The sequence below is a fragment of the Shewanella sp. ECSMB14102 genome (genome assembly GCF_000813075.1).
Taxonomy (GTDB): domain Bacteria; phylum Pseudomonadota; class Gammaproteobacteria; order Enterobacterales; family Shewanellaceae; genus Shewanella; species Shewanella indica.
Map to the genome: position 1 here is coordinate 1 of NZ_JWGX01000087.1, position 2,858 is coordinate 2,858.

General features: G+C 41.3%; 1 pseudogene. It reads right to left on the reverse strand.

Annotation, left to right across the window (positions count from 1 at the left end):
• Window positions 1–2,837, reverse strand: a pseudogene (locus RC73_RS20670) (RHS repeat protein); the annotation flags it as partial.
• Between the last annotated feature and the right edge of the window lie 21 nt (window positions 2,838–2,858).

A 2,858-nucleotide genomic window follows, 5' to 3' on the forward strand; every position in this document is an offset into this window, starting at 1 on the left:
CTCCAGCTGATATTACCGGCAGTCAAGGCTCTCAGATTGCCGTTGGCGTCGTAGTTGTAAGTTCTATCCGGTGTAGTATCCGGGAAATTTTCGGTTCGCAATTGCCCCAAATTATCGTAGCCCAGCAACGTTTTGTGGCTGGCCGGGACTGACGCGGCATCACAACTGGTACTGCTGCCATTGGTGCCCAGGGCCCGCCATATCTGTTGACGCTGGGCATTGTAACCATAAGCCGTAATACCGGTTTCGGGGCGAACAGACTTACACAACTGTTGATAGTTGTCGTATAGCCGTTTTTCGGTGATATTGCCCTGACGAATTGAGGTAACTTGTGCAAATTCGTTGTAATCCAGGCTGATATCATCAGTGTTTGGAGCTTCAATCAACAGTGGTTTGTCATAGGTCGGTTGACCATAGGCCAGATAGGTTGTAGTGGTGGTGTTTCCTTCACTGTCCGTAACGGCTACTTTGTTTCCGGCCAAATAGTCGCGGCTACTGCTGCTGTTATCACTGGTACGCGTTTGAGTGACTATTCGCCCCAAGGCATCATATTCTGTTGCCATTCCCACCCGGCTGGCGGCATTGCTGCTTGGGAAGCTTGCCAAGGTTTGACGGTTTTCATGGTCGTACTCAAAGGCCTGATAACGCGTTGTTGCCCCATTGGCGATATCCCGCTCCCGGGTAAATACCGGGCGCAACAGTGCATCATGGTAAACCCGTTTTTCGTAATTCCCTTGGCTGATACTTTGACGCAAACTGCCCGCTACTATCCCACTGCCGGAAATACCGTCATTGGCCGTTGTGACCGTTGCATAACTGATAACTTTGTCTGCCCACTTGGGGTCGGCATAGTCGATTTTGGTTAGCCAACCAATAGGGTTGTAACTGTAAGAGGCCTTATTGCCATTAAAGTCTGTCACGCTCTTGGTGGTGCCATCCGCATTGACTTCCAACAGGGCCACCATGGTGTTGGCGGTACTGCCGTTGACCGTCGTGCAACCATTGGTGGTGGCGCAGGGAAGCGTTATCTTGCGCGCCTTACCGCGGTAATAGTTTTCAAACTTCTCATATCGACTGGAATTAGATTCACTAATTCTCCATATATTACCATCTTTATGGTAAGTGTACCTTCTTATATCTCGGCCATATAACCTCTCGGTAGCGGGGAGCATGTCTTCATTTAGTAAATATTCGTTTTGAGGCATGTTAAATGTTGATGTATGTGAGATAAATTTTTTTATGGGTACGTTTAAAATCCACTTTTTTGTATTATGAAAATACTCATTTTTGATGTACTTAGATGCTAATGAATGCCCCGACACATTCTCTGGGACATTATATTGGTTAAAGTTTTCATATTTAACAGTAAAAGATGTTCCATTTACAATTTGCTCTTTACTGTCTAAAATAACATTTTCCCACCCATCAAAATAATTAAAAGGCGTTCCATGATTATAGCCTTTTGCGTAATTAAATAGTTCGGTACTTACGAGCTCCCCTGATATATCATAGCTTTCCGTTGCTATATTTTTTCCTTCCAACCCTGAATCTAGTTGACGGCTAAAATAGTAAATCTTAAAATCTCCTCCGGGGCTAATTACTTTTGCTGAATCTGAAAGAAATGGTTCAACATTACTGGGTAAACTCCCTTTCAGCATTGAGCTTTCAGGAGGTCTATTTCCTTTGACCACCATGCCTCCTTGATTCTCAGAATAAATGTATTTCCATTGAAGTGGTTCATTATTCATGACTTTTTTTTCAACTAAACTTAGAATACGTCTACATGGAGGTATAGCCGGTAATTTTCTCTCTATGTAGTTTGTAGTGTAATCCATTCTTTGTTCGAATTTAAATTCAGCTCTTATATTATTTGGATGAGTCACAGTCATCACACCTTTTGGAAGGCCACTATTAAAACAACGTGCACCAGGGTAAGAATAATCATACTGCTTTGATATGAATAAATCGTAGGACCACTCTCTTTCATCAGGCTCCCTAATAATATATTTTCCATCCTTTATGAAATAATGCCACTCTCTTTTCCAGTTTGAATCTCTGTCTTTAGCAGAAACAATCTTTGTATTGTTTGAATATTCAACAGTAATAATCCTACCGTCATTACTCTCAACTTTTGATAGCCCACCATTTTTATATGAGTACAGGACGTAATTTCCAAACCTATCTTCTATTTTTTTTACGTATAGGCTTGTGCTTCTTTTGGATATGTAGCGACCGAACTCATCCTTAAAGTTCCTTAATAGTCCATGGAAGCTATTTTCTCTTTCGTACATATGTATTCTTGGTGACTTTATTTCGGTTTCAAAATAATAACTTACCCCGCTGGGTGACGTAGCTTTGAATCCTTCCTTGTGGGTATCATCAGATACATAGCAACTAACTTTCCATAGAGTATTAGTTATATATGGAAAGTTACCATCTGAGCTATTTGAATGTTTTTTATCATTTTTGAGTATAGGAGCTCTTCCTAGTCCTGGAATAATGAGGACTGGGCCAGTATGAATAAAAGGGAGTCTAATTCCATCATAGTTTCTGTTCATCTCTTGGCTTTTTGAACAGTAGTTACCGGTAAGCCACCCTTCAGAAAGACTTGTTTTATTTCTTTCATCATCATAAAGATAGGCGTATTCAATTCGAGGTACATCCTCTTTCCATCCAGCTATTTCCGGCATTGTCGTATTGTAATAAGTAGGATAGCTAACGTCTAAGCTTGAACTTCCAGGTAATATTGCATCATTTCTTCTAAAAACTACCTGGCCGGAACTCAAATCAATATTATCTCCAAAGTTGGCCCCGAATTCAGATAATAAGTGCACCACTCATGGTTAAACGGTGAGGAG